This is a genomic window from Cupriavidus sp. MP-37 (assembly GCF_020618415.1).
GTDB lineage: Bacteria > Pseudomonadota > Gammaproteobacteria > Burkholderiales > Burkholderiaceae > Cupriavidus.
Map to the genome: position 1 here is coordinate 656,176 of NZ_CP085344.1, position 24,550 is coordinate 680,725.

The window sequence follows — 24,550 nt, forward strand, 5'->3', positions numbered from 1 at the left end:
ACGGTGGGACTGCACCAGGCCCAAGCCGATAACCACAGGAGGAGACGCGATGCAGAACAAACCGACCAGGACAACCGGACTCAAGCCACGGCGCGCCTGGCTCGCCGCGATCGCGGCCGGCGCGGGGTGCGCGCTGGCGCTCTGGGGCGGAGCCGCGCAGGCGGCCTATCCCGACCGGCCGCTCAAGCTGGTGGTGCCGTACACGCCGGGCGGCTCGACCGACCAGTTCGGCCGCGCGCTGGCCGATGGCATGTCGCGCCAGCTGGGCCAGACCGTGGTGGTGGAAAACCGTCCGGGTGCCGCCACCATGATCGGCACCACCAGCGTGGCGCGCGCGCCGGCCGACGGCTACACCATGGTGCTGGCGACCAACGGCAGCATGGTGCTCAACCCGATGCTGTACAAGAAGATCCAGTACGACCCGCCCAAGGATTTCCGCATCTTCAGCATCGGCGCCGAGGCGCCGCTGGTGGTGGTCACCAACACCAAGGTGCCGGCCGGCAATATCCGCGAGTTCGCGGCCTACGCCAAGGCCGAGGGCGGCAAGCTCAACTATGCCTCGGTGGGCCTGGGCAACGCGCTGCAGCTGGCCACGGAGATGCTCAAGACCGAACTGGGCATCGGCGTCACGCACGTGCCCTACAACGGCAGCGCGCCGGCGCTGGCGGCGCTGCTGGCCAACGACGTGCAGCTGATGGTGGACGTGGTCAGCACCTCGCTGCCGCATATCAAGGCAGGCAAGCTCAAGGCGCTGGCCGTCACCGGGCGCCGCCGCCTCGAGGTGCTGCCCGACGTGCCGACCGTGGCCGAGAGCGGCTATCCCAACTTCCAGGCCGCCACCTGGTTCGGCCTGGCCGTGCCCGCGCAGACGCCGCCCGAGGCGGTCGCCAGGCTGCAAGCCGCCGCCGACCACGTGCTGAAGGACCCGCAGTTCCGCGCCACCTTCAGCGCCCTGGGGCTGCTGGTGCAGCCGCCGCGCACGCAGGCCGAGATCGACCGCTATCTCGAAGCCGACCGCGCGCACTGGGGGAAGGTGATCAAGGCGAACAACATCTCGCTGGACTGACGCGCCGGAACTTGGTGCGAATGCTTTTCCGCACCGCCGGCTTTCTCCCCTCTCCCGCTTGCGGGAGAGGGGAGCGTTCACCAGCGGTGGCAGGCTTTTCCCGACTGGGTCGGCAGGACGCAAGTCTGTCCCAGCTTGCGCATTCATCCGCCGATCACCGGCCCCGGCCAGGTCGTCGCATTGACGTTGGGCGTATAGTTCAACGTCATCCCGGTACCCGCCGCCATACGCGCCGCGCCGGATGCCTACGCCACGTCCCAGTCATGACCGATCGCGAGCCCAACGATCCCAAGCCTCCCGCTTTTTCTTCCACCGATCCGGACGCCAGCCCGGACTCCGAGGCACGCCCCGATGCCGGTATCCCCCCTCCCGATCCCCGCCTGCTGCACCAGATCAGCCGCCGCGCGCGCGTGGCGGCTTGGCGCAAGTCGCGCCAGGCCGGCCGCATCTCGCGCACCACGCTGCGCTATGCGGCGTTCATGTTCGGCGCGGGCTGCGTCGGGCTGTTCGCGCTGGTGTTCGCGTGGATCGCCGAAGTGGCGCTGCACTGGAACCGCCAGCTGACCCAGGCCACGCCGTGGCTGGCGTTCGTGATGCTGCCGTTCGGGCTGGCCGCGCTGCGCTGGCTGACCATCCGGTTCGCGCCGCAGGCGCGCGGCAGCGGCATCCCGCAGGTGATCGCGGCGGTGACCTTGCCGCCGTCGGGCCCGGCGCAGACGTTGCTGGTGTCATTGCGCCAGTCGATGTGGAAGGTGGTGCTGACCGCCGCCGCGCTGCTGGCCGGCGCCTCGGTCGGGCGCGAGGGCCCGTCGGTGCAGGTGGGCGCGGCGGCGATGCTGGCCTGGGGGCGCTGGTGCCAGGAGAAGCTGCGCTTTCGCATCGGCTTCCATCCCAATGCGCTGATCGCCGCCGGCGCGGCCGGCGGGCTGGCGGCGGCGTTCAACACGCCGCTGGCCGGGGTGGTGTTCGCGATCGAGGAACTGGGCCGCGGCACCGCGGTGCGCTGGGACCGCCTGGTGCTGTCGGGCGTGCTGACCGCGGGTTTCGTGTCGCTGGCGGTGCTGGGCAACAACCCGTACTTCGTGGTCAAGGTGCCGATGCTGGGCCTGCATGAGGCCTGGGGCCCGGTGCTGCTGTGCGCGGTGGTCACCGGCGTGCTGGGCGGCGTGTTTGCCAAGGCGCTCAAGGGCGGCGTGCCGGCGCTGCTGCCGGGCGCGTGGCGCGACTGGCCGGGACGGCATCCGGTGTGGACCGCGTTCGGTTGCGGGCTGGTGGTGGCGCTGCTCGGCTGGGCCACCGCGGGCGCGACCTTCGGCACCGGCTATGAGCAGGCCGCGGCGCTGATCAATGGCGAATCGCAGGCCACGCTGTGGTTCGGGCTGGCCAAGCTGGTGGCGACCGTGGTGTCGTACTTCGCCGGCATCCCGGGCGGCATCTTCACGCCCGCGCTGGCGATCGGCGCGGGCATCGGCGAAAACGTCGCGCACCTGGTCAGCGGCATGGCCGAGCCGCGCGTGCTGGCGCTGGTGTCGATGGCGGCGTTCCTGGCCGCGGCGACGCAGGCGCCGATCACCGCCAGCGTGATCGTGATGGAAATGACGCGCACGCAGGACCTGACGGTGTTCCTGCTGGCGGCGTCGCTGCTGGCGTCGTTTATCTCGCGGCAGTTCTCGCCGCACCCGTTCTACCACCAGGTCGGCCACACCTTCCGGCGCGAGGCGCTGGCGCTGGCGCGCAAGCCCCAGGCGGGTTGATGCCGGCGCGGCGCCCAAGGGGCGGCGGCGCCGGCGCCATCGGGTAAGCTAGCGCACGCCCCCTTGTCGCCCTTGCCGTGCGCGGCCGCAAGTGAACCGTGCGCCACGATCTTGCGCCGCGCCGGAACAACCCGGCGGGGGCGGGCTCCAACCCGGAGCCTTTCACCAGGAGTCCGTTTTGAAATTCCCCGTTGCCGGGCTGGCGCTTGCCGGCCTGCTGGGCGCCGCCGGCGCCCCTGCCGCCCCTACCGCCACCCCCGCCTCCGCGCCGGCCGCCAAGCCCTCGGCCCAGGCCGAAAACAGCGCGCTGTCGCCGCTGCTGGCCATGCTGGAAATCGGCAACCCGCTGCCGGCGCTGCCGGACTGCGCCGACAAGCGCTCGCCCGACGGCCGCGATGTCACCGGTTTTTGCGTCGAACTGAAGGGCGACGGCCTGATGCGCCAGGTCGGCGTGCCGCGCGCACAGCGCCCGGCGTTCATGGATGGTCCCTATGTGGTGGCCTTTGTCGACCGCAATGCGCTGGTCGGCCTGGTGGTGCCGACTGCCGGCGCCAATTCGCAGCAGGCCGCGGCCGACAGCATCAGCGCGCTGTACGGCAAGCCCTTCCGCCAGGAGCAGGAGGACATGCCCGACAAGGCGGGCAAGACCGTCAAGACGCTGCATGCCGGCTGGATGCAAAGGCCGCTGACGGTGGAACTGTACGCGATGCCGGAAGACCCCAACACCGGCACCATCGAGATGCTGCTGCCGCAGGCGCGCGCGCTGATGGCGCACAAGGACGCCGAGGTCGACAAGCAGCTCAACCCGGCCTCGGCGCCGGCGGCCAAGGGCAAGGCCGCCGCCGCCAAGCCCGCGCTGAAGGCCACTCCCAAGCCGGAAAGGCCGGGCAGCTGGTAACGGCACGCGCAGGCGGCGACCCGCCCGCCTGCGTCGCCGGCAGCCTCACAGTCCTTCCATCACCTTGTCCAGCCCCCGCACCACGCCGCGCACGGTGTGGACCTTGCGGATCGCCAGCAGCGCGCCGGCAACATAGGGCTTGGAGCCGTCGCCGGCCTCGTGCTTCAGGTGCAGGCGCTGGCCGTCGGCGCCGAAGATCACTTCCACGCCCAGCTGGTAGCCCGGCAGCCGCACCGCGTGCACCTGCGTGCCCGACATGGTCGCGCCGCGGGTTTCCTTCGGGCCGTTGACCTGGTCGACCGGCACCGCCTGCGCGGCGGCCTTGACCTGGCCGAGCCGGTACGCCAGCTCGCGCACCGTGCCGGAGGGCACGTCGATCTTGCCGGCCTTGGCGTAGTCGATGATCTCCCAGTGTTCCAGGTGGCGCGCCGCCATCTCGGCAAACTTCTGCAGCAGCACCACGGTGATGGCGAAATTGCCGCAGGCGAGCACGCCGCGCTCGGCCCGGCGCGCGGCCGCGTCGATCTCGGCATAGTCGTCGTCGGTCAGTCCGGAGGTGCCCACCACCACGTGTGCGCCATGCGCCAGCGCCTGCAGGATGTTGTGCTTGGCGATGCCCGGTTTGGTGTATTCGACGTAGACGTCGTAAGGCGTCTCGCCCAGCGACTCGATGCTGGCGGCGGCCACGCCCGGGGTCCCGGCATGGCCGGTCAGCTGCGCCAGGGTCTGGCCGGCGGCGCCGCGCGACAGGCCGGCCACCAGGGTCATGTCGGCCGCATGGGCCACGCCGCGCGCCAGTTCGCCGCCGGCCCAGCCGGTCACGCCGCCCACGGCGACACGGATCGGATTGTTCATGTTCTGTTGCTCCGCAAAGGCTGATGGGTCTGGCAGCATACCGCGTCAGCCGGCGGCGCGCCGGCGGTCGAGCTTGCGCGCCAGCACGATCGAGGTGGTGGTGTGGTTGACGCCGTCGAGCATGCCGATCTCGTCGAGCAGCCGGTCGAGCCGGTCATGCGTGTCGCAGCGGATCGCCACCAGGTAGTCGACCGGGCCGCTGACCGAATTGACTTCTTCGATCTCGGGCAGCCGCTGCAGCGCGCGCAGGATCGCGGGCGCGGCCTTGGGCTGCACCGACAGGCCGCAGTAGGCCAGGATCGCGTTGTCTTCCATGCGCTGGCCCAGCCGCACGCCGTAGCCGGCAATCACGCCGCTGCGCTCCAGCCGCGCAATGCGCGCGACCACGGTGGTGCGCGCGATTCCCAGGTGCCGGGCCAGGTTGGCGGCGCTTTCGCGGGCATTGGCCTGCAGCAGCGACAGCAGGTGGCGGTCGGTGGTGTCGAGTTCGGTCATTGCGTCGGGATGCCTCGTCGTTTCGTTCGATTATGGCGGTTTTTCGTCGTTCTTGGGCCTTCATTGTGCCGGCCGGGCTATCCATACTCCAGTCAACGGAACCCTCTTTTTTGTGGACGGAGACATCATGCAAGCCTCGAATCTCGGCCGGCAGGCCCCGCGCGACCTGCCCGCGGCGGCCCGCCCGCTGCACGTGACGGTGCTGGGCGCCGGCAAGATCGGCCGCACCATTGCGGCCATGCTGCACGACAGCGGCGACTACCGCGTCAGCGTGGTCGACCATGACGGGCGCCGCCTCGATGGCCTGCCGCGCGGCGTGCTGGCGCGCGCCGGCGATCCCACCGAGCCCGGCACCTGCGCCGCGCTGCTGGCCGGCGCCGACGCCGTGCTCAACGCGCTGCCGTTCCATGCCGCGATCAGCGTGGCCTCGGTGGCGGCGCGCCTCGGCGTGCATTACTTCGACCTGACCGAGGACGTCGCCGCGACCCAGGCCATCCGCCAGCTGGCGCAGGGCTCGCGCTCGGTGCTGATGCCGCAATGCGGACTGGCGCCGGGCTTTATCGGCGTGGTCGGGCACGACCTGGCGCAGCGCTTCCTGCGCGGCGGTGGCGAGCTGCTGGACCTGCAGATGCGGGTGGGGGCGCTGCCGCGCTACCCCAGCAACGCGCTCAAGTACAACCTGACCTGGAGCACCGAGGGACTGATCAACGAGTACTGCAACCCGTGCGAGGCCATCGTCGACGGCCGGCGCGTGGAACTGACGGCGCTGGAAGGGCTGGAGAGCTTTGCGCTGGACGGCATCGAATATGAAGCCTTTAATACATCGGGCGGCCTCGGCACGCTGCCCGAGACGCTGGCCGGGCGCGCGCGCCATGTCGATTACAAATCGATCCGCTATCCCGGCCACTGTGCGCTGATGAAGCTGCTGCTCAACGACCTGCGCCTGCGCGAACGCCGCGACTGGCTGCGCGATATCTTCGACCGCGCCATTCCGCTGACCGAGCAGGACGTGGTGATCGTGTTCGCCACCGCCACCGGCTATCCGGCCGGCGGCGAACGCGGGCGCGGGCCGCTGACGCAGGCTTCGTTCTCGGCGCGCATCGGCGGGGTCGACGGCGCGGACGGGCATGTCAATGCGATCCAGCTGACCACCGCCGCGGGCATCTGCACCGCGCTCGACATGGTGGCCACCGGCGCGCTGCCGCAGGCGGGCTTCGTGCGGCAGGAGTCGATGCCGCTGGACGCCTTCCTGGCCAACCGCTTCGGCCGCCACTACACGCAGCATCCGCTCCAGGAGAGCCTCGTATGAAAGCGCAAGAATTTGCTGCCTGCTGGGATTCGCTGGGCCTGCCGCGGCCGTGGCGGGAAGGGACGCCGGCCGGCGCCGTGACGGTGCGCTCGCCGGTGGACGGCGAGGCCATCGGCCACCTGCCGGCCTGCACGCCGGCGCAGGCCGACGCGCTGATCGCGCGCGCCCATGCGGCGCAGAGCACCTGGGCGCTGCTGCCGGCGCCGGCGCGCGGCGAGATCGTGCGGCGCTACGGCGAGGTGCTGCGCGAACACAAGCCGGCGCTGGGCCGGCTGGTGTCGCTCGAAGCCGGCAAGATCCTGCAGGAAGGGCTGGGCGAGGTGCAGGAGATGATCGACATCTGCGACTTCGCGGTCGGCCTGTCGCGCCAGCTGCACGGGCTGACCATCGCCTCCGAGCGCCCGCAGCACGCGATGCGTGAGACCTGGCACCCGTACGGCCTGTGCGGCGTGATTTCGGCGTTCAACTTCCCGGTGGCGGTGTGGGCGTGGAATGCCGCGCTGGCGCTGGTGTGCGGCAACGGCGTGATCTGGAAACCGTCGGAGAAGGTGTCGCTGTGCGCGCTGGCCGCGCACGGCCTGCTCGAGCGCGTGCTGGCCGCGGCGGCGCCGCAGCACAACGGCATCTCGGCGGTGCTGCCGGGCGGGCGCATGCTGGGCAGCCACCTGGTGGCGCATCCGGCGGTGCGGCTGGTCAGCGCGACCGGCTCGACCCGCATGGGCCGCGAGGTCGGCATCGCCTGCGCCGGGCACTTCAAGCGCTGCATCCTCGAGCTGGGCGGCAACAACGCCGCCATCGTCGCCCCGTCGGCGGATATCGAGCTGGCGGTGCGCGCCATCACCTTTGCCGCGGCCGGTACCGCGGGGCAGCGCTGCACCACGCTGCGCCGCTGCTTTATCCATGCCGACCTGATGGACACCATGGCGAGCCGGCTGATCACCGTGTTCGACCGCCTGCCGGTCGGCGATCCGCTCGAAGACGGCACGCTGGTCGGCCCGCTGATCGACACCGCCGCCGGCGATGCCATGGCCAACGCGCTGGCGGCGTGCCGCGCGCAGGGCAATATCGTCACCGGCGGCGAGCGCCTGCTGGCCGACCGCTATCCGCATGCGCACTACGTGCGGCCCGCGCTGGTGATGACCGATGCGCAGCACGACACCATGCTGACCGAGACCTTCGCCCCGATCCTGTACCTGATGCCGTACACCACGCTGGACGAGGCCATCGCGCTGAACAATGCCGCCGCGCACGGGCTATCGTCGTGCATCTTCACCGAATCGATGCGCGAGGCCGAGCGCTTCCTGTCCTCGGCGGGCAGCGACTGCGGTATCGCCAATGTCAATATCGGCACCAGCGGCGCGGAAATCGGCGGTGCCTTCGGCGGCGAGAAGGCGACCGGAGGCGGCCGCGAGTCAGGCTCGGATGCGTGGAAGGGCTATATGCGCCGCGCCACCAACACCATCAACTACGGCGATTCGCTGCCGCTGGCGCAGGGCATCCGCTTCGAAATCTGACGGCATCCCGGGGGCGGGCGAGATGGCGCGTAGGGAACGGTAACAAGCGTTACACGGCCTTGACGCCGTATTACGCGTTCCGCCCGTATAACGTCAGCAAGGCAGGCACATGCCCGTTGCGACCCCAAGGATGAAATGATGAGAATGCTGACGATTGGACTGGCTGCCGCTGCGGCATCGATGACCCTGCTGGGCGGCTGCGCCGTCTATCCCACGCCCGCCGGCCCGGCGGTCGGTCCGGCGCCGGTGTACGTGGCGCCCGCGCCGGTGGTGGTGGCGCCGCGTCCGTACTACTACGGCGGCTACGGCTACTATGGCCGCGGCTATCGCCGCTGGTAAGCGGTCCCGGTAAGCGCGCCGGCGCGGCTCAGTTGCCGGCCGCGTCGCCGGCGCGGGCGTTCAGGCCGCCCCAGCTGGGCGCGAGGGCCTGGCCGATTTGCGGCAGGTCGACCAGGTCCAGCACCCGCCCGACCGTATGGTCGACCAGCTCGGCAATGCTTTGCGGCTTCTGGTAGAAGCCCGGCACCGGCGGGAACACGATCCCGCCCATTTCCGTCACCGCCGTCATGTTGCGCAGATGCGCAAGGTTCAACGGCGTTTCCCGCACCATCAGCACCAGCTTGCGGCGCTCTTTCAGCGTGACGTCGGCGGCGCGCGTGATCAGGTTGTCCGAGAATCCGTGCGCGATCGCCGCCAGCGTGCGCATCGAGCACGGCGCCACCACCATGGCCTGCGCGCGGAACGAGCCGCTGGCGATGGTCGCGCCGATGTCGCGCACGTTGTGCACGACGCTCGCCAACGCTTCCACCTCGGCGCGGCCGATGTCCAGCTCGTGCTGCAGGTTCATCACGCCGGCCGGCGAAATCAGCAGGTGGGTTTCCACCGCGGGCGCCGCGCGCAGCACCTGCAGCAGGCGCACGCCGTAGATCGCCCCGGTGGCGCCGGTGATGGCGACGATCAGCCGTTGCGGTGTGCCGCCAGCCCCGGACATGGCCGGACTCAGCCCTTCAGCAGGGTTTGCAGTTCGCCGTTCTGGTACATCTCCATCATGATGTCCGAGCCGCCGATGAACTCGCCGTTCACGTAGAGCTGGGGAATGGTCGGCCAGTTGGCGTATTCCTTGATGCCCTGGCGGATGCCTTCGTCGTCGAGCACGTTGACCGTGGTCGGCGCGTCGACGCCGCAGGCCTTCAGGATCTGGATGGCGCGGCCGGAGAAGCCGCACATCGGGAATTGCGCGGTGCCCTTCATGAACAGGACTACGGGATTGCCCTTGACGATCTGGTCGATCTGTTGCTGCACGTCGCTCATGGTTTGCTTTTCAGTGGGGCGAGGCCGTGTCGCGGGCGCCGCCTGGGGAGAATGGGATACCGCGCGGCCGGGCCGCACGGCGGGAATCTGAGGCGATTTTACCGGAATCGCCGCCGCGCTTCAGGGCGCCGCGGCCGTGCCGGCGGGCTGCGCGCCCGGCCAGCGCCCGCCGGTGCAGCGCTCCAGCCCGGCCAGGTCGCGCGCGGTGAAGACCTCGTCGAAGCCGGAGGCTTCAAGCAGCTGGCGCGTCGCCGCCGCCTGGTCATAACCGTGTTCCATCAGCAGCCAGCCGCCGGGCAGCAGCCGCGCGCCGGCGCCGCCGACGATGGCGCGCAGGTCGGAGAGGCCATCGTCGTGGTCGGTCAGCGCGTCGATCGGCTCGAAGCGCAGGTCGCCTTCGGCCAGGTGCGGGTCGCCCGCGGCGATATAGGGCGGATTGCTGACGATCAGGTGGAAGCGCAGGTCCGGCGGCAGCGCCGCGTACCAGTCCGAGACCAGGAACTCGATGCGCTCGGCGCCCAGCGCGCGGGCGTTGTCCTGCGCCACCATCAGCGCGCCGGGCGAAATGTCGGTGGCCCAGACCCGTGCGTCGCGCCGCTCGCGCGCCAGCGTCACGGCAAGGATGCCGGAGCCCGTGCCGAGATCCAGCACGTTGGGCTGCGGCACCGTGGCCAGGCGCGCGAGCGCCGCTTCCGCGGCAACCTCGGTGTCGGGGCGCGGGATCAGCACATCGGGGGTGACGCGGAACTTGCGGCCGAAGAATTCACGCTCGCCGATCAGGTAGGCCATCGGCTCGCCCGCCAGCCGCCGCGCCAGCAGCGTGGCAAACGCGTCGCGCTGGGCGATGGTGAGCGCGTCGGTGTCGCGCGTGATCAGTTGCGTGCGGCTCAGGCCGGTGACATGGGTCAGCAGCATGCGCGCTTCCAGCGCAGGCAGGCCTGCCATGGCGGCCAGGGTCTGCGCCTCGCGCAACGTGGGGGTTGCCGGCAGCGCGGTGGAATCGGTGGAGGACATCAGCGGGGCAAGGGACGGTTCTGGTGCCGGCTATAAAAAACCCCACCGGTGCGAGACCTGGCGGGGCTTTGGGGCGGTGCTCTGCGGTGAAGCTTCCGGCTTCGCGCCAGTGTACCGCTCATCGGCCGCGGCGGGCGCAATGGCCCTGCCGGGACGATTACTTATTGACGGCGTCCTTGGCCTTGTCGGCGCCGGCGTTGACGGCATCCTTGGCAGCCTGCTTGGCGTTCTCCATGGCGTTGCCGGCGTCTTCCTTGGCCTTCTCCGCGGCGGCCGAAGCGTTCGAGGCGGCGTCGCTGGCGGCAGCCCTGGCGGCATCTGCGGCGTTGCTGGCGGCAGCGGCGGCATCGCTTGCAGCGGCCTTGGCGGATTCCGCGGCGCTCTGCATCGCGCTCTCGGCATTCGAGGCGGCGGGCGGCGCTTCTTCCTTCTTGCTGCAAGCGGCCATGGCCGCGGTAATCATCAACAGCGCGAGCAGTTTTTTCATGATTTCGTCCTAGCTATGTTCTCGGGAGTGACTACCCGGCACCATTCTCCGTTTGCCGGTCGAAATCGATTATAGACAGCGACTTTACCCCCGCCAGTGCTGTTTCAAGCATTTACAAGAAATACAAAGATATCGGCGACTTTACGCGGTGTTCATTACCGAAGCGTCGGCAGACGCCGCAGAAGTGGCGCTCAGGCGTCTTCGCCCAGCGCTGCCAGCTGATCTGCCTGGTGCTCGGCGGCCAGCGCCGACAGCAGTTCGTCCATGTCGCCGTCCATGATCATGTCGATCTTGTACAGCGTCAGGTTGATGCGGTGGTCGGTCACGCGGCCTTGCGGGAAGTTGTAGGTGCGGATGCGGTCGCTGCGGTCGCCGGAGCCGATCAGGCTGCGCCGCGTGCTGGCTTCGCGCGCCTGCGCGGCGCGCGCCTGCATGTCCTTGATGCGGGCGGCGAGCACCTTCATCGCCTTGTCCTTGTTGCGGTGCTGGCTGCGGTCGTCCTGGCACTCGACCACGATGCCGGTCGGCAGGTGGGTCAGGCGCACCGCGGAATCGGTCTTGTTGACGTGCTGGCCGCCCGCGCCGGAGGCGCGGAAGGTGTCGATGCGCAGGTCGGCGGGATTGATCTCGACCTCGCCAAGCTCGTCGGCCTCGGGCATCACGGCGACGGTGCAGGCCGAGGTATGGATGCGGCCCTGGGCCTCGGTGGCCGGCACGCGCTGCACGCGGTGGCCGCCCGATTCGAATTTCAGCCGCGAAAACGCGGCATCGCCGGCGATCCGGATGATCACTTCCTTGTAGCCGCCCAGGTCCGATTCCGATTCGCTCATCACCTCGACCTGCCAGCGCTGCCGCTCGGCATAACGCGTGTACATGCGCAGCAGATCGGCGGCGAACAGCGCGCTTTCCTCGCCGCCGGTGCCGGCGCGGATTTCCAGCAGCAGGTTGCGGTCGTCGTTGGGGTCCTTGGGCAGCAGCAGGCGCTGCAGGCTGGCCTGCAACGCTTCCAGCCGCTCGCGCGCGGCGGCGATCTCGTCGGCGGCGAAGTCCTTCATTTCCGGATCGTCGAGCAGCGCCTGCGCGGTGGCGAGGTCATCCTGGGCCTGCCGGTACTGCCCGTATTGCTCGGCCACGGGAGACAGCTCCGCATGCTCGCGGCTGAGCTTGCGGTACTGGTCGATATTGGCGGTCGCGTCTTCGCGCGCGAGCAGGGCGTTGACTTCGTCGAGTCGCTCGGCCAGTTGGTCGAGCTTGGCAAGCATGCTGGCTTTCATCGGGGCGGACAGGGAATCGGGTGGGCCGGGCCGCGCGCGCAAAGAGGGGCGGCGGCGAGGGGCGTGCGGCGCGGCGCGCCGGCGAGGCAAGCGCGGCTAGCGCTCGGAATGGCTGCTGTGGCGGAACAGGCCCGGCACCAGGCGCAGCAGCGCCTCGCGGTCCTCGCCCTGGGTGTGGTTGAGCGCGTGCGTGGGGCCGTGCAGGAACTTGCGCGTCAGCGCGCCGGAGAGCGCCTCGAGCACGGCCTGCGGGTCGTCGCCGCGCGCCAGCATGCGGCGCGCGCGCTCCAGTTCGGCCTGGCGGATGGCTTCGCCGCTGCTTTGCAGTTCGCGGATGACCGGCACCACGCTGCGGGTTTCCAGCCAGTGCATGAAGTTCTGCACGCGGCTTTCGATGATGGCTTCGGCCTGCGCCACCGCGGCCTGGCGCAGGGCGTTGCCTTCGCGCACGACCGCGCCGAGGTCGTCGACGGTATACAGGAAGACGTCGTCCAGGCGCGAGACTTCGGGCTCGACGTCGCGCGGCACGGCCAGGTCGACCATCATGATGGGACGGTGCTTGCGCCGCTTGACCGCGCGCTCGACCGCGCCCAGGCCGATGATCGGCAGCGAGCTGGCGGTGCACGACACCACGATGTCGAACTCATGCAGACGCTCGCCCAGGTCCGACAGGCGGATCGCGTTGGCGGTCAGGCCCTGGCCGCTGAGCTGCTCGGCCAGCTTCTCGCCGCGCTCGACGGTGCGGTTGGCCACCACGATCTGGCGCGGCTGCTGCGCGGCAAAGTGGGTGGCGCACAGTTCGATCATCTCGCCCGCGCCGATAAACAGCACGCGCTGGGTCGAGACGCTTTCGAAGATCCGCTGCGCCAGCCGCACCGCGGCCGCGGCCATCGACACCGAATGCGCGCCGATCTCAGTCTGGCCGCGCACTTCCTTGGCCACGGCGAAGGTGCGCTGGAACAGCTGGTTCAGGTAGGTGCCGAGCGAGCCGGCTTCACCGGCGGTGCGCACCGCGTCCTTGAGCTGGCCCAGGATCTGGGTTTCGCCCAGCACCATCGAATCCAGCCCGCTGGCCACGCGGAAGGCATGGCGCACGGCTTCGGACTGCGGCAGCGCGTACAGGTGCGGCGCCAGCTCCGTGGCCGGCACGTTGTGATGCTGCGACAGCCAGCGCAGGGTATGTTCGAAGCCATCCGTGCCGGGCGTCAGGACGTCGGTGGCACAGTAGATTTCGGTGCGGTTGCAGGTGGAGAGGATGGCGGCTTCGGTGCCGCTGCGCCCCGACAGGTGGGAGCGCAGGGCCCCCAGCGCCGGCTTGATCTGCTCGAGCGGAAACGCCACCCGCTCGCGCAGCGAGACAGGTGCCGTGGTGTGATTGATGCCGATCGCGAGCAGTTGCATTGTTGGGGACTGGTGTGGTCCGGAGCGCGGCCGGACCGGATGCCATTATACCGCCGGGACCGATCATTGCAGTCACCCGCCCCTACGGGTGGCAGCGGCCGCGGATTGCAGTATCGTTATGCCGCGGCCCATGGTGGCTGTGATGCAAACAACACAGGAGAAGCGGATGCTGGGCACCTTGATCGTCGGTTTGCTGGTGGGCCTGGCGGCGCGCCGGCTGCACCCGGCAGGGCGCGTGGTGACCCTGCCGGCCGCGCTGGTGCTGGGCGCGGCGGGCGCGGCGGCAGCTTTCTACGGCGGCCGCGCGCTGCACTGGTTTGTCGACGGCCAGCTCGGCAGCTGGCTGGCGGTGATCGCCGGGTCGGCGCTGCTGGTGGGCGTCTGGGGCACGGTGCGCCCGCGCGGACGGTAAATACTGAACCGACTTTCCGGTCAGGAATCTGCGGGGGGTTTGATCCCGGTCAGACGGCCGCGTTGCCTGGCGTCAGGCCCTGGCCGCGAGCAGACGGCGCAGTACCCCGCTGGAATAGTGGCTGGCGACGTCCGTCAGGAATGCCGAAAAATCCACATGCGCGGTGTCGTCGGCGCGGTCGGAGATGGTCCGCATCACCGCGTAAGGCACGCCATATTCATGGCAGACCTGCGCCACCGCGGCGCCTTCCATCTCGACCGCGAGCAGGCCCGGCAGCCGCTCGCGCAGTTCCGCCACCGCGGCGGGCGAGCCGATGAACTGGTCGCCGCTGGCGATCATGCCGTGGTGCAGGGCGGGCGCCGCGACGCCAAACTTCTCGCGCACCGCCAGCGGCACGTCGACGGCCAGGTCGTGGCGCAGGAAGTCCGCCGCGGCCGCATGCAGCTCGGCAGTCAGCGCCGGATCGGCCGGGAATTCGGCGCGCTCCAGCAGCGGCACTTCATGGCGGCCGAAGAAGGGGCGCGCATCCAGGTCATGCTGCAAGGTGCGGTCGGCGATGACGATGTCGCCCACCTGCGTGGTCGCACCAATGCCGCCGGCCAGTCCGGTAAAGACGATCTGCGTGGCGCCCAGCTCGCGGATCAGCGTGACCGTGGTGGCCGACGCCGCCACCTTGCCCATGCGCGCCAGCACCAGCACGCACGGCTGCCCGTACAAATGGCCGGCGTAGTAGTCGCGCATGCCGATGGTGCGTACGGTCGCACGGCTGTCGTCATGCCGCATGGCGGCGACGAGGTCGTCGACTTCATCGTGGATGGCGGCAAGGATTCCGAGGGTCATGGGCGAAGCCTGGAGAAAAGGCCACAGCATACCGCCCCGCGCAGGCCGGGCCCAGATGCGCGCGCGGCCGCACGCCCCCTCCCACGCGACAGGTGCGGCCCAGGTATCACTTTGCTAAAGTCGCCGTCATTCCAGCACGCAAGGGCGAGCATGCAAGCAACCCGCATCGGAGCAAATGGCCCGGACCGCGAAGCCGTCGGCGAGCGGCGCGCCGTCCGCCAGGCACTGGCCCACTGGCGCGCGCTGCGCCGCCTGGCGCCGGCAGCGGTGGCCGCGCCATGGGCGCGCACCGAACCGGTCGCCGCGGACTGGCGCCGCTGGCTGGACACCGCGCTGATGGCGCTGGGCACCGCCCTGCTGTGCGCCGGCGTGATCGTGTTCTTTGCCTTCAACTGGCAGGACCTGCACAAGTTTTCCAAGTTCGGCTTGCTGGCCGGCGCCATCACGCTGCTTGCCGGCTTTGCCTGGCTGCGCCCGGCCGGCGATGCCGCCGGCCGGGCCGCGCTGGGCGGCGCGCAGGTGGTCGCGGGCGTGCTGCTGGCTGTGATCGGCCAGACCTACCAGACCGGCGCCGACGCCTGGCAGCTGTTCACGCTGTGGGCGCTGCTGGCGCTGCCGTGGGCGCTGGCGGCACGCGCGGCGCCGCACTGGTGGCTGGTGATCGTGGTCGGCAACCTGGCGCTGCTGCGGTATTTCAGCATCCGCTTCGGCGTCGACGGCGTGTTTTCGCTGCTGTTCGATTCACGCCACGTGCGCACCGCCACGCTGGCGTTGCTGGGCGCGGTGGCGCTGCAGCTGGTGCTGTGGCAGCTGCTGTGCGCGAAGGCGCCGGCGCTTGGCTTTCGCGGGCTGACCGGCGGGCGCATGCTGGCGGCGCTGGCGTGCCTGCATGCCGGCTCGCTCGGGCTGGCCAGCCTGCTGCGCAGCGACTTCGACGCCGCCGCCTTCGCGCTGGCGGTGCTGGCGCTGGCCGCGCTGGTCTGGTGGTTCCGCTGGCATGCCTTCGACATCGTGGTGCTGAGCCTGGCCTGCCTGACCGGCATCGTGCTGGCCGTGGCCGCGGTCGCCAAGGTGCTGTTCGAGGGCAAGGACGATTTCGGTGCTTTCCTGTTGCTCGGCCTGCTGACCATCGGCCTGGCCGCCGCCGCGGCCGCCTGGCTGATGCGGGCCTGGCGCAGCCAGCTGGAGCGGGCATGAGCAACGTACTGCAGACTGAGCAACGGCTCTGGCAACAACTCGCCGCACGCGGCGAGGTCCAGGGCGAGCCGCCCGCGCATCCCCATACGCCGTGGGCGGTGCGCTGCCTGATGGGCGCGGCGGGCTGGCTGGGCGCCTTGTTCTTCCAGTTCTTCCTGATTGGCACGGTCTTCGTTGCCGCACGCGAGAACGGCGTGGCGATGGCCGTCACCGGGCTGGCCATGATCGCGCTGGCGGCGCTGCTGTACTGGCGCGGCGGCGGTATTGCGGCGGGGCAGTTCGCGCTGGCTGTCAGCCTGAGCGGGCAGGGCATGGCCGTGTTCGGCCTGACCGAGGCGCTGGGCTTCACGCGCGTGGCCGAGAGCGCCGGCTTCTGGGCCGCACTGGCGCTGTTCGAGGCCGCGCTGGCCTGGCTGGTGCCCAACCGGCTGCACCGGCTGCTGTGCGGGCTGGGCGTGTGGATCGGGGTGGCCGGCGCGGTGCATCTCGCCATCGCCGGCAGCAAGCCGCAGGACTGGCTGTTGCTGACGTGGTCGCTCGGCTGGCTGGTGCCGCTCGGCGCGGCCCTGGCGGCCGGCTTCACGCTGGCCGAAGCCCGCCTGTGCGCGCACGGCCGCCATGCGCTGCTGGAACCGCTGGCCGACGCGACCCTGCTGTTCACGCTGGCGGCGGCTCTGGTGGTCACCGGCATGAGTCATCCGCTGGCGTGGCTGGAGGGCCCGGAAGCCGCGCGCATCCCGCTGGCGCACTGGGCCGCGGGCGGACTGGTCACGCTGATGCTGGCCGGCTTCGCCCTGGCCGAATGCCGCCGCCTGGCGCTGGGCCCGGCCATGCAAGGCGCCGTGCTGGGCGGCCTGGTGGCATTCGGCGCGCTGATGGCGGCCGCGCCCGCGGTGGTGGCCGGCGTGCTCGCGCTGGGGCTGGCGCTGCGCCGCGCCTCGATGCCGTGGCTGGGCCTGGGCGTCACCAGCATCGCCATCGGCTTTATCTGGTACTACTCGGCGCTGCACTGGACCCTGCTGGCCAAGTCCGCCACACTCGCCGCCGCCGGCGTGCTGCTGCTGGCCGGCCGCCACTGGCTGCTGCGCCGTGCACGGATGGAGATCGCATGAAACGATGGATCCTGATCGCGTGGGCGCTGACGCTGGCGCTCGCCGCCGTCGGCATCGCCGGCAAGGAGCGCCTGCTGGCGCGCGGCGATACTGTTTTCCTGCGGCTGGCGCCGGTGGACCCGCGCTCGCTGATGCAGGGCGACTACATGGCGCTGAACTTCGACATCGGCAACCAGATCCGCGCCGCGCAGGCGCAAGACCGCCAGCTTCCGCGCGACGGCGTCGCCGTGATCCGCCGCGACGCACAGGGCGTGGCCAGCTTCGTGCGCGTGCACCGCGCCGAGCCGCTGGCTGCCGGCGAGCAACTGCTGCGCTACCAGACCGCGCGCTCGCGCTGGGGCGGCATGCAGGTGCAGGTGTCGACCGACGCGTATTTCTTCCAGGAAGGGCAGGGCCAGCGCTTCGCCCAGGCCGAATACGGGGAATTCCGCGTCGGGGCGGACGGGCAGGCGCTGCTGGTGGGGTTGCGCGGGAAGGGGATGGAGAAGCTGTGAAGCGGGCGCGACAGGCGCCGCGCCCGTAAAAAAGCCCGCATCGCTGCGGGCTCTTTCATGGGTCTGGCGGGAATCAGACGTTGAACAGGAAGTTCATCACATCCCCATCCTTCACCACATATTCCTTGCCTTCGGCGCGCATCTTGCCGGCTTCCTTGGCGCCGGTTTCGCCCTTGAAGGCGATGAAATCGTCATAGGCGATGGTCTGCGCGCGGATGAAGCCGCGTTCGAAGTCGGTGTGGATCACGCCGGCCGCCTTGGGGGCGGTGTCGCCCACGTGGATGGTCCAGGCGCGCACTTCCTTGACGCCGGCGGTGAAGTAGGTCTGCAGGCCGAGCAGCTTGAAGCCGGCGCGGATCACGCGGTCCAGGCCCGGCTCTTCCATGCCCAGGTCGGCCAGGAACTCGGCCTTGTCGGCGTCGTCGAGGTCGGCGATCTCGGCTTCGATGGCGGCGCACACGGCGACCACGGGGGAGTCGGTCTGCTTGGCGTACTCGCGCACCGCGTCCAGGTGCGGGTTGTTGTCGAAGCCATCTTCACGCACGTTGGCCACGTACATGGTCGGCTTGGCGGTGATCAGGCAGAACGGGCGGATCGCATCCCACTCTTCCGGCGCCAGGTCCAGGGTGCGCACGGCCTTGGCCTGGTCGAGCACGGACTGGGCTTTCTCCAGCACCGCGACCAGGCGCTGGGCTTCCTTGTCGCCGGCGCGGGCCGGCTTGACGTAGCGGGCCAGCGCCTTTTCGACGGTGGCCAGGTCGGCCAGCGCCAGTTCCGTATTGATGACTTCGATATCCGACAGCGGGTCGACACGGCCAGCCACGTGGATCACGTTGTCGTCCTCGAAGCAGCGCACCACGTGGGTGATGGCATCGCATTCGCGGATATTGGCCAGGAACTGGTTGCCCAGGCCTTCACCCTTGGAGGCGCCCGCCACCAGCCCGGCAATGTCGACGAACTCGACCGTGGCCGGCAGGATGCGCTCCGGCTTGACGATGTCGGCCAGCTTCGCGAGCCTCGGATCCGGCACTTCCACCACGCCCACATTGGGCTCGATGGTGCAGAACGGATAGTTTTCGGCGGCGATGCCGGCCTTGGTCAGGGCATTGAACAGCGTGGACTTGCCGACGTTGGGCAGGCCGACGATGCCGCATTTGAGGCTCATGGTGTGGTCTTCGGAAACAATGGGTTGCGTGATGCCGCTGGTGCCGGCAGCGCCGTGGCAGCCGCGCATTGCGCGCTACCGCCGGAAACTGCGTCGGGACGAGACAAAGACATCACATCGCGCTGGCTCGGCGAAGTTGCACGCGTTGCCACGGAAAACCGCGATTGTAACCTTTTGGGGGGGCGGAGCGGTGTCAGGGCAGAAGTGACGCCCTGGCAAAGAAAACGGCCAAGGTATCAGCCTGGCCGTGCCTCGTGGTGTGGTGCCGGATCGTGATGGTCGCGATCAGGCGCCGTCGGTGAACTGGTCACGCATATCCGAGGTTTTCGCGCCGTCCGTGAACGTGTCGCGGGTTCCGGTCGTGCGCGCGCCGTCGGTGTAGACATCGAACTTCGAAACCTTCGCGCCATCGGTGTAGACATCGAACTTCGAACCCTTCGCGCCGTCGGTATAGACATCAAATTTCGAAACCTTCGCGCCGTCCGTATAAACATCGCGAAGCCCGGTACCCCCGAATGCCGTGCCCATGGCCCCTGCGGTAGCGACGGCAATCAATAGTGCTTGTTTGAGCATCGTTCCACCTCCCTTCAGGTGGTAAGTTCCCCGGCCAGAAACATTTCGATTCACTATAGGCCCGTGCGTATCCAAACACGGCAGCGCTGACCCGATTGTTTAGTTCTAAGGCTTATGACCTGCAGCTATATGGATCGGCCCAACCAGGGGCGCAGCGTCGGAACTTCATCAGGGCTGCCCCAAGGCGCCCCGGAGGCCACTACCGCGCGGGCAAGCAGGCCCGGACGGGCCCCGGAGTGACGTGGCTATAATCCAGCCATGACCCGATCCCACGCGTCCGCGCGACCTGCCGCGCGCAAATCCTCCGCTTTCCAGGTTGCCGTCGTCGGTGGCGGCATCGTCGGCAAGTCCTGCGCGCTGCTGCTGGCCCAGCAGGGCATGGATGTCGCGCTGATCGCGCCCAAGCCGGCGCGCGCCGCGGCCAGCGCTGGGCCGGACGACTGGGACAGCCGCATCTACGCCTTCTCCGCCAGCTCGCAGGCGCTGCTCGAACGCATGCGCGTGTGGGAGGCGCTGGACCCGGCGCGGATCCAGCCGGTGCGCGACATGCGCGTGTTCGGCGACGTCAGCGCCGGCGAGACTTCGCCCAGCTTCGACGGCGACCTGCATTTCTCCGCGTATGCCGCGGCGGTGCCGCAGCTGGCGTGGATCATCGAGTCGCGCCTGGTCGAGCGCGCGCTCGACACCGCGCTGGGCTTCCAGCACCAGGTGACGTGGCACGACGGCACCGCCGGCGTGTGCGAGCGCGATCCCGAAGGCATCACCCTGACGCTGGACAATGGCAGCAAGGTGCGCACCGCGCTGGCGATCGGGGCCGACGGCGCGCGTTCGTGGCTGCGCCAGCAATGCCATATCGGCGTCAGCACGCGCAAGTACCGCCAGCTTGGCGTGGTGGCCAACTTTGCCTGCGAGCGGCCGCACCGCGAAACCGCGTGGCAGTGGTTCCTGGGCGCGCCGGAAAAGCTGATGGCCGACGAGGAGCCCGCCAACGGCGAAGTGCTGGCGATGCTGCCGCTGCCGGGCAACCATGTGTCGATGGTCTGGTCCGCCGACGAGGCTCACGCGCGCGAACTGCTGGCGCTGTCGCCCGAGGCGCTGGCCGCCACCGTGATGCAGGGCGCCAGCGGCGCGGTCGGCGCGCAATTCGGCACGCTGCGCTGCGTGACCCCCGCGCAGGGCTTCCCGCTGGTGCTGCAGCGTGCCGACCAGTTCGTGCAGCCGCACGTGGCGCTGGTGGGCGACGCGGCCCACGTGGTGCATCCGCTGGCCGGCCAGGGCATGAACCTGGGCCTGCGCGACGTCGCGGAACTTGGCCGCGTGATGGCCGACAAAGAACCTTTCCGCAGCGAGGGCGACCTGCGCCTGCTGCGCCGCTACGAGCGCGCGCGCGCCACCGACCTGTTGTCGCTGACCGCGGCCACCGACGGGCTGCACCGGCTGTTCTCGCTGCCGGGCAGCGTGGCGCGGGTGGTGCGCAATACCGGCATGCGCGCGGTGGGCGGTCAGTCGCTGCTCAAGCGCTTGCTGATCGGGCGCGCGCTCGGCTGAGTCCGCGGGCATCGTCCGAACCCCTTACCGAATTCCCTGGAGTCCACATGTTCCCATTCCTGCGCCGCCGTCCCGCCATCACCGCCACGATCGCGGCCATCGCCGGCGGCCTGGCCGCGGCCGGCTTCGCGCTGCATGCCATGGCGGCGGGCGAGCCCGGCACCGACCGCATCAAGGAGTCGCTGCAGAAGATGCTGGGCGGCCGCGCCGAAGTAAAGAGCGTCGGCAAGACCCCGGTGCCGGGCCTGTACGAAGCCAATATCGGCGGCCAGGTGGTGTACACCGACGCCACCGGCCGCTACATCCTGAACGGCGAGATGATCGATACCCGCACCGGCACCAACCTGACCGAGGAGCGGCTGGCCGAGATCAACCGCATCAAGTGGTCGGACCTGCCGCTGGCGCGCGCGATCAAGTGGACCAAGGGCGACGGCAGCCGCCAGATCGCGGTGTTCTCCGATCCCAACTGCGGCTACTGCAAGCGCATCGAGCAGACCTTCCAGCAGATGGACAACATCACCGTGTACACCTTCCTGTACCCGGTGCTGTCGCCCGATTCGGAAACCAAGGCCAAGCAGGTCTGGTGCGCGGCCGACCGCACCAAGGCCTGGCGCGACTGGATGCTCAAGCAGGTGGCGCTGACCGGCAACGGCAGCTGCAAGACTCCGCTGGAAGAAAACCTGGCGCTGGGCCACAGCATGAACGTGACCGGCACGCCGGCGGTGTTCTTCACCGACGGCACCCGCATTCCCGGCGCGGCGGACGTCGCCACGCTCGAGCGCAAGCTCGCCAGCATCAAGAAATAAGCGCGCGCCGGACCTGTCCCGGCTCGAGCGACGGCCGGACTTGTCCGGCCGTCGTGCTTTGCGCCATTCCCATCCCGACACGCGATCGCCGCCAGGCGACCAAGGAGACACCATGACCTTCCAGGCTTTGCTGCTGACCCAGGCCGACGGCGCGACCCAGGCCAACCTCGCCACCCTCGACGAGGCCCAGTTGCCCGCCGACGGCGACGTGCTGGTTGCCGTCGATTACTCCACCATCAATTTCAAGGACGGCCTGGCCATCACCGGGCGCTCGCCGGTGGTGCGCAAGTGGCCGATGGTGGCGGGCATCGACGGGGCCGGCACGGTGCTGGAATCCGCGCATCCGCGCTGGAAAGCCGGCGACAAGGTGGTGCTGAACGGCTACGGCGTGGGCGAGACCCACTGGGGCTGCCTGGCGCAGCGCGCGCGCCTGAAGGGCGACTGGCTGGTGCCGCTGCCAACTGCCTTCACTACGCGCCAGGCCATGGCGATCGGCACCGCGGGCTATACCGCGATGCTGTCGGTGCTGGCGCTGGAGCGCGGCGGCGTCAACGGTCCGGTGCGTCCGGGCGACGGCGAGGTACTGGTGACCGGGGCCTCGGGCGGGGTGGGTTCGGTGGCGATCGCGCTGCTGAGCAAGCTCGGCTACAAGGTGGTGGCGTCGACCGGCAAGACGCGCGAGGCGGATTTCCTCAAGGCGCTGGGCGCCGACGACGTGATCGACCGCGCCGAGCTGGGCGCGCCCGGCAAGCCGCTGCAGAAAGAGCGCTGGGCCGCCGTGATCGATGCGGTGGGCTCGCACACGCTGGTCAATGCGTGCGCGCAGGTTCGCTACGGCGGCGTGGTGACGGCGTGCGGGCTGGCGCAGGGACTGGACTTCCCCGGCTCGGTCGCGCCCTTCATCCTGCGCGGCATCACGCTGCACGGCATCGACAGCGTGATGGCGGCGATGCCGCTGCGCGAGCAGGCCTGGCAGCGGCTGGCCAGCGACCTGGAGCCGGACCGGCTCAATGCGCTGACGCGCGAGATCGGCCTGGGCGAGGCGATCGAGGCCGGTCGCAAGATCATGGAAGGCGGCATGCGCGGGCGCGTGGTGGTGGATGTGAATCGCGGCTGAGCGGCACCAGGCCGTCTCACCGCGCCTTCCCCCGTCGGCGCCGCATGCAGGCGCCGACGTTACAATCCTTGCCCATGACGCCGATCCGCTACGCCATCGCCCCGCTTCAGCCCGAAGCGCACCTGTTTGCCGTTACCGTTACCGTCAGCGAGCCCGATCCGGCCGGGCAGTGCTTCTCGCTGCCGGCGTGGATTCCGGGCAGCTACATGATCCGCGACTTCGCCCGCAATATCGTGCGCATCCGCGCCGACGCGGGCGGGCGCGAGGTCGCGCTGACCAAGCTCGACAAGCAGCGCTGGCAGGCCGCGCCGGTCACCCTGGCCGACGGCCCGCTGACGCTCAGCTACGAGGTCTACGCGTGGGACCTGTCGGTGCGCGCCGCGCACCTGGACACCACCCACGGCTTCTTCAACGGCAGCTCGGTGTTCCTGTGCGTGGAAGGGCAGGCCGAGCGGCCGTGTACCGTCGACATCCATGCGCCCGCGGGCGAGGCCTACCGCGACTGGCGCGTGGCCACCGCCATGCGCGAGGCGCCGGGCCGCGAGGGGGCGAAGCGCTACGGCTTCGGCCGCTACCAGGTGGCGGACTACGACGAGCTGGTCGACCACCCGGTCGAGATGGGCACCTTCCAGCTGGCCAGCTTTCGCGCCTGCGGCGCGCAGCACGACGTGGTCTTCACCGGCCGCGTGCCGCAGCTGGACCTCGAGCGCGTGTGCCGCGACCTGAAGCGCATCTGCGAGACCCAGATCCGGCTGTTCGAGCCCCGCAGCGCGCAGGCGCCGTTCCTCGACAGCAACCGGCGCTACGTGTTCATGACGATGGTCACCAGCGACGGCTACGGCGGCCTGGAACATCGCGCCAGCACCGCGCTGATCTGCTCGCGCAACGATTTGCCGGTGCGCGGCAACAGCGAAACCAGCGAGGGCTACCGCACCTTCCTCGGGCTGTGCAGCCACGAGTATTTCCACACCTGGAACGTCAAGCGCATCAAGCCGGCCGCGTTCGTGCCTTACCGGCTGGCGCAGGAAACCTACACGCCGCTGCTGTGGCTGTTCGAGGGCTTTACCAGCTACTACGACGACCTGGTGCTGGTACGCTCGGGCTGCGTCACCGAGGCGCAGTATGTCGAGATGCTGGCCAAGACCTGGAACGGCGTGCTGCGCGGCAACGGCCGCACCAAGCAGAGCGTGGCCGAAAGCTCGTTCGACGCCTGGACCAAGTACTACCGCCAGGACGAGAACGCGCCCAACGCCATCGTCAGCTACTACACCAAGGGCGCGCTGGTGGCACTGGCGCTGGACCTGACCATCCGCGACAAGACCCGCGGGCGGCGCTCGCTGGACGATGTCATGCGCGCGCTGTGGCGCGGCTACGGCCGCGGCTTCTATGCGCCGGGCGCGGTGCAGCGCGGCGTCACCGAGGCCGAGGTCCATGCGCTGTTCGATGAGGTCACGGGACTGCGCCTGGGGCCGCTGCTGCGCACGCTCACCGAAGGCACCGGCGAGCTGCCGCTGCCGGGGCTGTTCAAGGCGTTCGGGATCAAGGCCGAGGCACAGAAGCCGGCGCGCACCGCCGCGCTGGGGATCAAGGTCAAGACCGAGGACGGCTGGGTGCGCGTGACCCAGGTCCTAGACGGCGGCGCGGCGCAGGCCGCGGGTTTGTCCGCGGGCGACCTGCTGGTGGCGCTCGACGGCCTGCGCGCGGCGCCGGGCCAGCTCGACAAGCTGCTGGCGCGCTACCGCACCGGCGACCGCATCGAGGTGCACGCGTTCCGCCATGACGAGCTGCACGTGCTGCCGGTGACGCTGGCGCGCGAGCCGGCGGCGCAGTACAAGCTCAGGCCGGAAGGCGGACGCCACGCGGCGCGCTCGCGCTGGCTGGGCCAGTGAGCTAGTCTTCTTCCGCGAC

Annotated in this window: 25 protein-coding genes; 14 read left to right on the top strand and 11 right to left on the bottom strand. The window is 69.9% G+C overall.

All coding sequences use genetic code 11. The features are described 5' to 3' along the window. Window positions 1–49: 49 nt before the first annotated feature. The 3 genes from LIN44_RS03110 to LIN44_RS03120 all read left to right on the top strand — a co-directional run bounded on the left by LIN44_RS03110 (window position 50) and on the right by LIN44_RS03120 (window position 3,718). Window positions 50–1,066, top strand: a complete 1,017-nt coding sequence (locus LIN44_RS03110; RefSeq protein WP_227313466.1) for a tripartite tricarboxylate transporter substrate binding protein — start codon at window positions 50–52, stop codon at window positions 1,064–1,066. 263 nt (window positions 1,067–1,329) lie between these two features. Next, window positions 1,330–2,820 (top strand): chloride channel protein, encoded by a 1,491-nt coding sequence (locus LIN44_RS03115; protein ID WP_227313467.1) that lies wholly within the window; start codon window positions 1,330–1,332, stop codon window positions 2,818–2,820. Window positions 2,821–2,998: 178 nt separating this feature from the next. Then, the gene (locus LIN44_RS03120) at window positions 2,999–3,718 is read left to right on the top strand and encodes a hypothetical protein (RefSeq protein ID WP_227313468.1); all 720 of its coding nucleotides are present in this window, start codon (window positions 2,999–3,001) and stop codon (window positions 3,716–3,718) included. Between the two features lie 45 nt (window positions 3,719–3,763). On the opposite strand, the gene dapB is transcribed toward LIN44_RS03120, so the two are convergent. Together dapB and LIN44_RS03130 are read right to left on the bottom strand one after the other, a co-directional pair. Beyond that, window positions 3,764–4,573: a 4-hydroxy-tetrahydrodipicolinate reductase gene (gene dapB / locus LIN44_RS03125; protein WP_227313469.1), complete on the bottom strand. Its 810-nt coding sequence runs from the start codon at window positions 4,571–4,573 to the stop codon at window positions 3,764–3,766. Between the two features lie 45 nt (window positions 4,574–4,618). Beyond that, a complete protein-coding gene (locus LIN44_RS03130; protein WP_010809873.1) occupies window positions 4,619–5,068 on the bottom strand; it encodes an Lrp/AsnC family transcriptional regulator in 450 nt (149 codons plus the stop codon). Window positions 5,069–5,195: 127 nt separating this feature from the next. On the opposite strand from LIN44_RS03130, the gene LIN44_RS03135 reads away from it, so the two are divergent. From LIN44_RS03135 to LIN44_RS03145, 3 genes are all read left to right on the top strand, one after another. Further along, window positions 5,196–6,377, top strand: coding sequence for a saccharopine dehydrogenase C-terminal domain-containing protein (locus LIN44_RS03135; protein ID WP_227313470.1), 1,182 nt, complete (start codon window positions 5,196–5,198; stop codon window positions 6,375–6,377). After that, window positions 6,374–7,891: an aldehyde dehydrogenase family protein gene (locus LIN44_RS03140; RefSeq protein WP_227313471.1), complete on the top strand. Its 1,518-nt coding sequence runs from the start codon at window positions 6,374–6,376 to the stop codon at window positions 7,889–7,891. The genes LIN44_RS03135 and LIN44_RS03140 overlap by 4 nt, the downstream gene beginning before the upstream one ends. Window positions 7,892–8,035: 144 nt before the next feature. Next, entirely contained in the window at window positions 8,036–8,230 is a 195-nt protein-coding gene (locus LIN44_RS03145) for a hypothetical protein (protein WP_227313472.1), read from the top strand. Window positions 8,231–8,258: 28 nt separating this feature from the next. On the opposite strand, the gene LIN44_RS03150 is transcribed toward LIN44_RS03145, so the two are convergent. The 6 genes from LIN44_RS03150 to hemA all read right to left on the bottom strand — a co-directional run bounded on the left by LIN44_RS03150 (window position 8,259) and on the right by hemA (window position 13,378). Next, window positions 8,259–8,882 (bottom strand): UbiX family flavin prenyltransferase, encoded by a 624-nt coding sequence (locus LIN44_RS03150; protein ID WP_115681248.1) that lies wholly within the window; start codon window positions 8,880–8,882, stop codon window positions 8,259–8,261. 8 nt (window positions 8,883–8,890) lie between these two features. Continuing rightward, complete coding sequence (grxD, locus tag LIN44_RS03155; protein ID WP_012354019.1) at window positions 8,891–9,202, bottom strand: Grx4 family monothiol glutaredoxin; 312 nt, start codon at window positions 9,200–9,202, stop codon at window positions 8,891–8,893. Between the two features lie 120 nt (window positions 9,203–9,322). Beyond that, window positions 9,323–10,216, bottom strand: a complete 894-nt coding sequence (gene prmC, locus LIN44_RS03160; RefSeq protein ID WP_227313473.1) for a peptide chain release factor N(5)-glutamine methyltransferase — start codon at window positions 10,214–10,216, stop codon at window positions 9,323–9,325. A gap of 157 nt (window positions 10,217–10,373) precedes the next feature. After that, window positions 10,374–10,703: a hypothetical protein gene (locus tag LIN44_RS03165; protein WP_227313474.1), complete on the bottom strand. Its 330-nt coding sequence runs from the start codon at window positions 10,701–10,703 to the stop codon at window positions 10,374–10,376. Window positions 10,704–10,894: 191 nt separating this feature from the next. Then, the gene (gene prfA, locus LIN44_RS03170; protein ID WP_227313475.1) at window positions 10,895–11,977 is read right to left on the bottom strand and encodes a peptide chain release factor 1; all 1,083 of its coding nucleotides are present in this window, start codon (window positions 11,975–11,977) and stop codon (window positions 10,895–10,897) included. Between the two features lie 96 nt (window positions 11,978–12,073). Next, the gene (hemA, locus tag LIN44_RS03175) at window positions 12,074–13,378 is read right to left on the bottom strand and encodes a glutamyl-tRNA reductase (RefSeq protein ID WP_062801867.1); all 1,305 of its coding nucleotides are present in this window, start codon (window positions 13,376–13,378) and stop codon (window positions 12,074–12,076) included. Between the two features lie 166 nt (window positions 13,379–13,544). On the opposite strand from hemA, the gene LIN44_RS03180 reads away from it, so the two are divergent. Then, window positions 13,545–13,790 carry a hypothetical protein gene (locus LIN44_RS03180; RefSeq protein WP_227313476.1) on the top strand — a complete coding sequence of 82 codons (246 nt, stop codon included), beginning with the start codon at window positions 13,545–13,547 and terminating at the stop codon, window positions 13,788–13,790. 72 nt (window positions 13,791–13,862) lie between these two features. Here LIN44_RS03180 and LIN44_RS03185 read toward each other — a convergent pair whose 3' ends face one another. Next, window positions 13,863–14,630: a 5'-methylthioadenosine/adenosylhomocysteine nucleosidase gene (locus LIN44_RS03185; RefSeq protein ID WP_227313477.1), complete on the bottom strand. Its 768-nt coding sequence runs from the start codon at window positions 14,628–14,630 to the stop codon at window positions 13,863–13,865. A 150-nt stretch (window positions 14,631–14,780) separates the two neighbouring features. On the opposite strand from LIN44_RS03185, the gene LIN44_RS03190 reads away from it, so the two are divergent. The 3 genes from LIN44_RS03190 to LIN44_RS03200 are packed head-to-tail and all read left to right on the top strand — an operon-like array spanning window position 14,781 to window position 17,433. Further along, window positions 14,781–15,827, top strand: a complete 1,047-nt coding sequence (locus tag LIN44_RS03190) for a DUF2157 domain-containing protein (RefSeq protein WP_227313478.1) — start codon at window positions 14,781–14,783, stop codon at window positions 15,825–15,827. Next, entirely contained in the window at window positions 15,824–16,939 is a 1,116-nt protein-coding gene (locus LIN44_RS03195) for a DUF4401 domain-containing protein (RefSeq protein WP_227313479.1), read from the top strand. Before LIN44_RS03190 ends, LIN44_RS03195 begins: the two co-directional genes overlap by 4 nt. Next, a complete protein-coding gene (locus LIN44_RS03200; protein ID WP_227313480.1) occupies window positions 16,936–17,433 on the top strand; it encodes a GDYXXLXY domain-containing protein in 498 nt (165 codons plus the stop codon). Before LIN44_RS03195 ends, LIN44_RS03200 begins: the two co-directional genes overlap by 4 nt. Window positions 17,434–17,506: 73 nt before the next feature. Here LIN44_RS03200 and ychF read toward each other — a convergent pair whose 3' ends face one another. Then, window positions 17,507–18,598, bottom strand: coding sequence for a redox-regulated ATPase YchF (gene ychF / locus LIN44_RS03205; protein WP_025585754.1), 1,092 nt, complete (start codon window positions 18,596–18,598; stop codon window positions 17,507–17,509). 285 nt (window positions 18,599–18,883) lie between these two features. Further along, on the bottom strand, window positions 18,884–19,171 hold the full coding sequence (locus LIN44_RS03210; protein WP_227313481.1) for a hypothetical protein: 288 nt from the start codon (window positions 19,169–19,171) through the stop codon (window positions 18,884–18,886). A 258-nt stretch (window positions 19,172–19,429) separates the two neighbouring features. On the opposite strand from LIN44_RS03210, the gene LIN44_RS03215 reads away from it, so the two are divergent. From LIN44_RS03215 to LIN44_RS03230, 4 genes are all read left to right on the top strand, one after another. After that, the gene (locus tag LIN44_RS03215; RefSeq protein ID WP_227313482.1) at window positions 19,430–20,719 is read left to right on the top strand and encodes a UbiH/UbiF family hydroxylase; all 1,290 of its coding nucleotides are present in this window, start codon (window positions 19,430–19,432) and stop codon (window positions 20,717–20,719) included. A gap of 47 nt (window positions 20,720–20,766) precedes the next feature. After that, window positions 20,767–21,525, top strand: a complete 759-nt coding sequence (locus tag LIN44_RS03220; RefSeq protein WP_227313483.1) for a DsbC family protein — start codon at window positions 20,767–20,769, stop codon at window positions 21,523–21,525. Window positions 21,526–21,637: 112 nt separating this feature from the next. Then, window positions 21,638–22,642 carry an MDR family oxidoreductase gene (locus tag LIN44_RS03225; RefSeq protein ID WP_227313484.1) on the top strand — a complete coding sequence of 335 codons (1,005 nt, stop codon included), beginning with the start codon at window positions 21,638–21,640 and terminating at the stop codon, window positions 22,640–22,642. A 74-nt stretch (window positions 22,643–22,716) separates the two neighbouring features. Further along, entirely contained in the window at window positions 22,717–24,531 is a 1,815-nt protein-coding gene (locus LIN44_RS03230; RefSeq protein ID WP_227313485.1) for a M61 family metallopeptidase, read from the top strand. The last annotated feature ends 19 nt before the right edge of the window (window positions 24,532–24,550 follow it).

Bases quoted from the DNA above. Each gene is read 5' to 3' on its own strand.
- LIN44_RS03190 (WP_227313478.1), top strand. From the start codon at position 14,781: ATGCAAGCAACCCGCATCGGAGCAAATGGCCCGGACCGCGAAGCCGTC.
- LIN44_RS03220 (WP_227313483.1), top strand. From the start codon at position 20,767: ATGTTCCCATTCCTGCGCCGCCGTCCCGCCATCACCGCCACGATCGCG.
- LIN44_RS03110 (WP_227313466.1), top strand. From the start codon at position 50: ATGCAGAACAAACCGACCAGGACAACCGGACTCAAGCCACGGCGCGCC.
- LIN44_RS03130 (WP_010809873.1), bottom strand. From the start codon at position 5,068: ATGACCGAACTCGACACCACCGACCGCCACCTGCTGTCGCTGCTGCAG.
- hemA (WP_062801867.1), bottom strand. From the start codon at position 13,378: ATGCAACTGCTCGCGATCGGCATCAATCACACCACGGCACCTGTCTCG.
- LIN44_RS03180 (WP_227313476.1), top strand. From the start codon at position 13,545: ATGCTGGGCACCTTGATCGTCGGTTTGCTGGTGGGCCTGGCGGCGCGC.
- dapB (WP_227313469.1), bottom strand. From the start codon at position 4,573: ATGAACAATCCGATCCGTGTCGCCGTGGGCGGCGTGACCGGCTGGGCC.
- prfA (WP_227313475.1), bottom strand. From the start codon at position 11,977: ATGAAAGCCAGCATGCTTGCCAAGCTCGACCAACTGGCCGAGCGACTC.
- LIN44_RS03115 (WP_227313467.1), top strand. From the start codon at position 1,330: ATGACCGATCGCGAGCCCAACGATCCCAAGCCTCCCGCTTTTTCTTCC.
- LIN44_RS03185 (WP_227313477.1), bottom strand. From the start codon at position 14,630: ATGACCCTCGGAATCCTTGCCGCCATCCACGATGAAGTCGACGACCTC.
- LIN44_RS03210 (WP_227313481.1), bottom strand. From the start codon at position 19,171: ATGCTCAAACAAGCACTATTGATTGCCGTCGCTACCGCAGGGGCCATG.
- LIN44_RS03215 (WP_227313482.1), top strand. From the start codon at position 19,430: ATGACCCGATCCCACGCGTCCGCGCGACCTGCCGCGCGCAAATCCTCC.
- LIN44_RS03195 (WP_227313479.1), top strand. From the start codon at position 15,824: ATGAGCAACGTACTGCAGACTGAGCAACGGCTCTGGCAACAACTCGCC.
- LIN44_RS03135 (WP_227313470.1), top strand. From the start codon at position 5,196: ATGCAAGCCTCGAATCTCGGCCGGCAGGCCCCGCGCGACCTGCCCGCG.
- ychF (WP_025585754.1), bottom strand. From the start codon at position 18,598: ATGAGCCTCAAATGCGGCATCGTCGGCCTGCCCAACGTCGGCAAGTCC.
- LIN44_RS03165 (WP_227313474.1), bottom strand. From the start codon at position 10,703: ATGAAAAAACTGCTCGCGCTGTTGATGATTACCGCGGCCATGGCCGCT.
- LIN44_RS03225 (WP_227313484.1), top strand. From the start codon at position 21,638: ATGACCTTCCAGGCTTTGCTGCTGACCCAGGCCGACGGCGCGACCCAG.
- grxD (WP_012354019.1), bottom strand. From the start codon at position 9,202: ATGAGCGACGTGCAGCAACAGATCGACCAGATCGTCAAGGGCAATCCC.
- LIN44_RS03200 (WP_227313480.1), top strand. From the start codon at position 16,936: ATGAAACGATGGATCCTGATCGCGTGGGCGCTGACGCTGGCGCTCGCC.
- LIN44_RS03150 (WP_115681248.1), bottom strand. From the start codon at position 8,882: ATGTCCGGGGCTGGCGGCACACCGCAACGGCTGATCGTCGCCATCACC.
- LIN44_RS03145 (WP_227313472.1), top strand. From the start codon at position 8,036: ATGCTGACGATTGGACTGGCTGCCGCTGCGGCATCGATGACCCTGCTG.
- LIN44_RS03140 (WP_227313471.1), top strand. From the start codon at position 6,374: ATGAAAGCGCAAGAATTTGCTGCCTGCTGGGATTCGCTGGGCCTGCCG.
- LIN44_RS03230 (WP_227313485.1), top strand. From the start codon at position 22,717: ATGACGCCGATCCGCTACGCCATCGCCCCGCTTCAGCCCGAAGCGCAC.
- prmC (WP_227313473.1), bottom strand. From the start codon at position 10,216: ATGTCCTCCACCGATTCCACCGCGCTGCCGGCAACCCCCACGTTGCGC.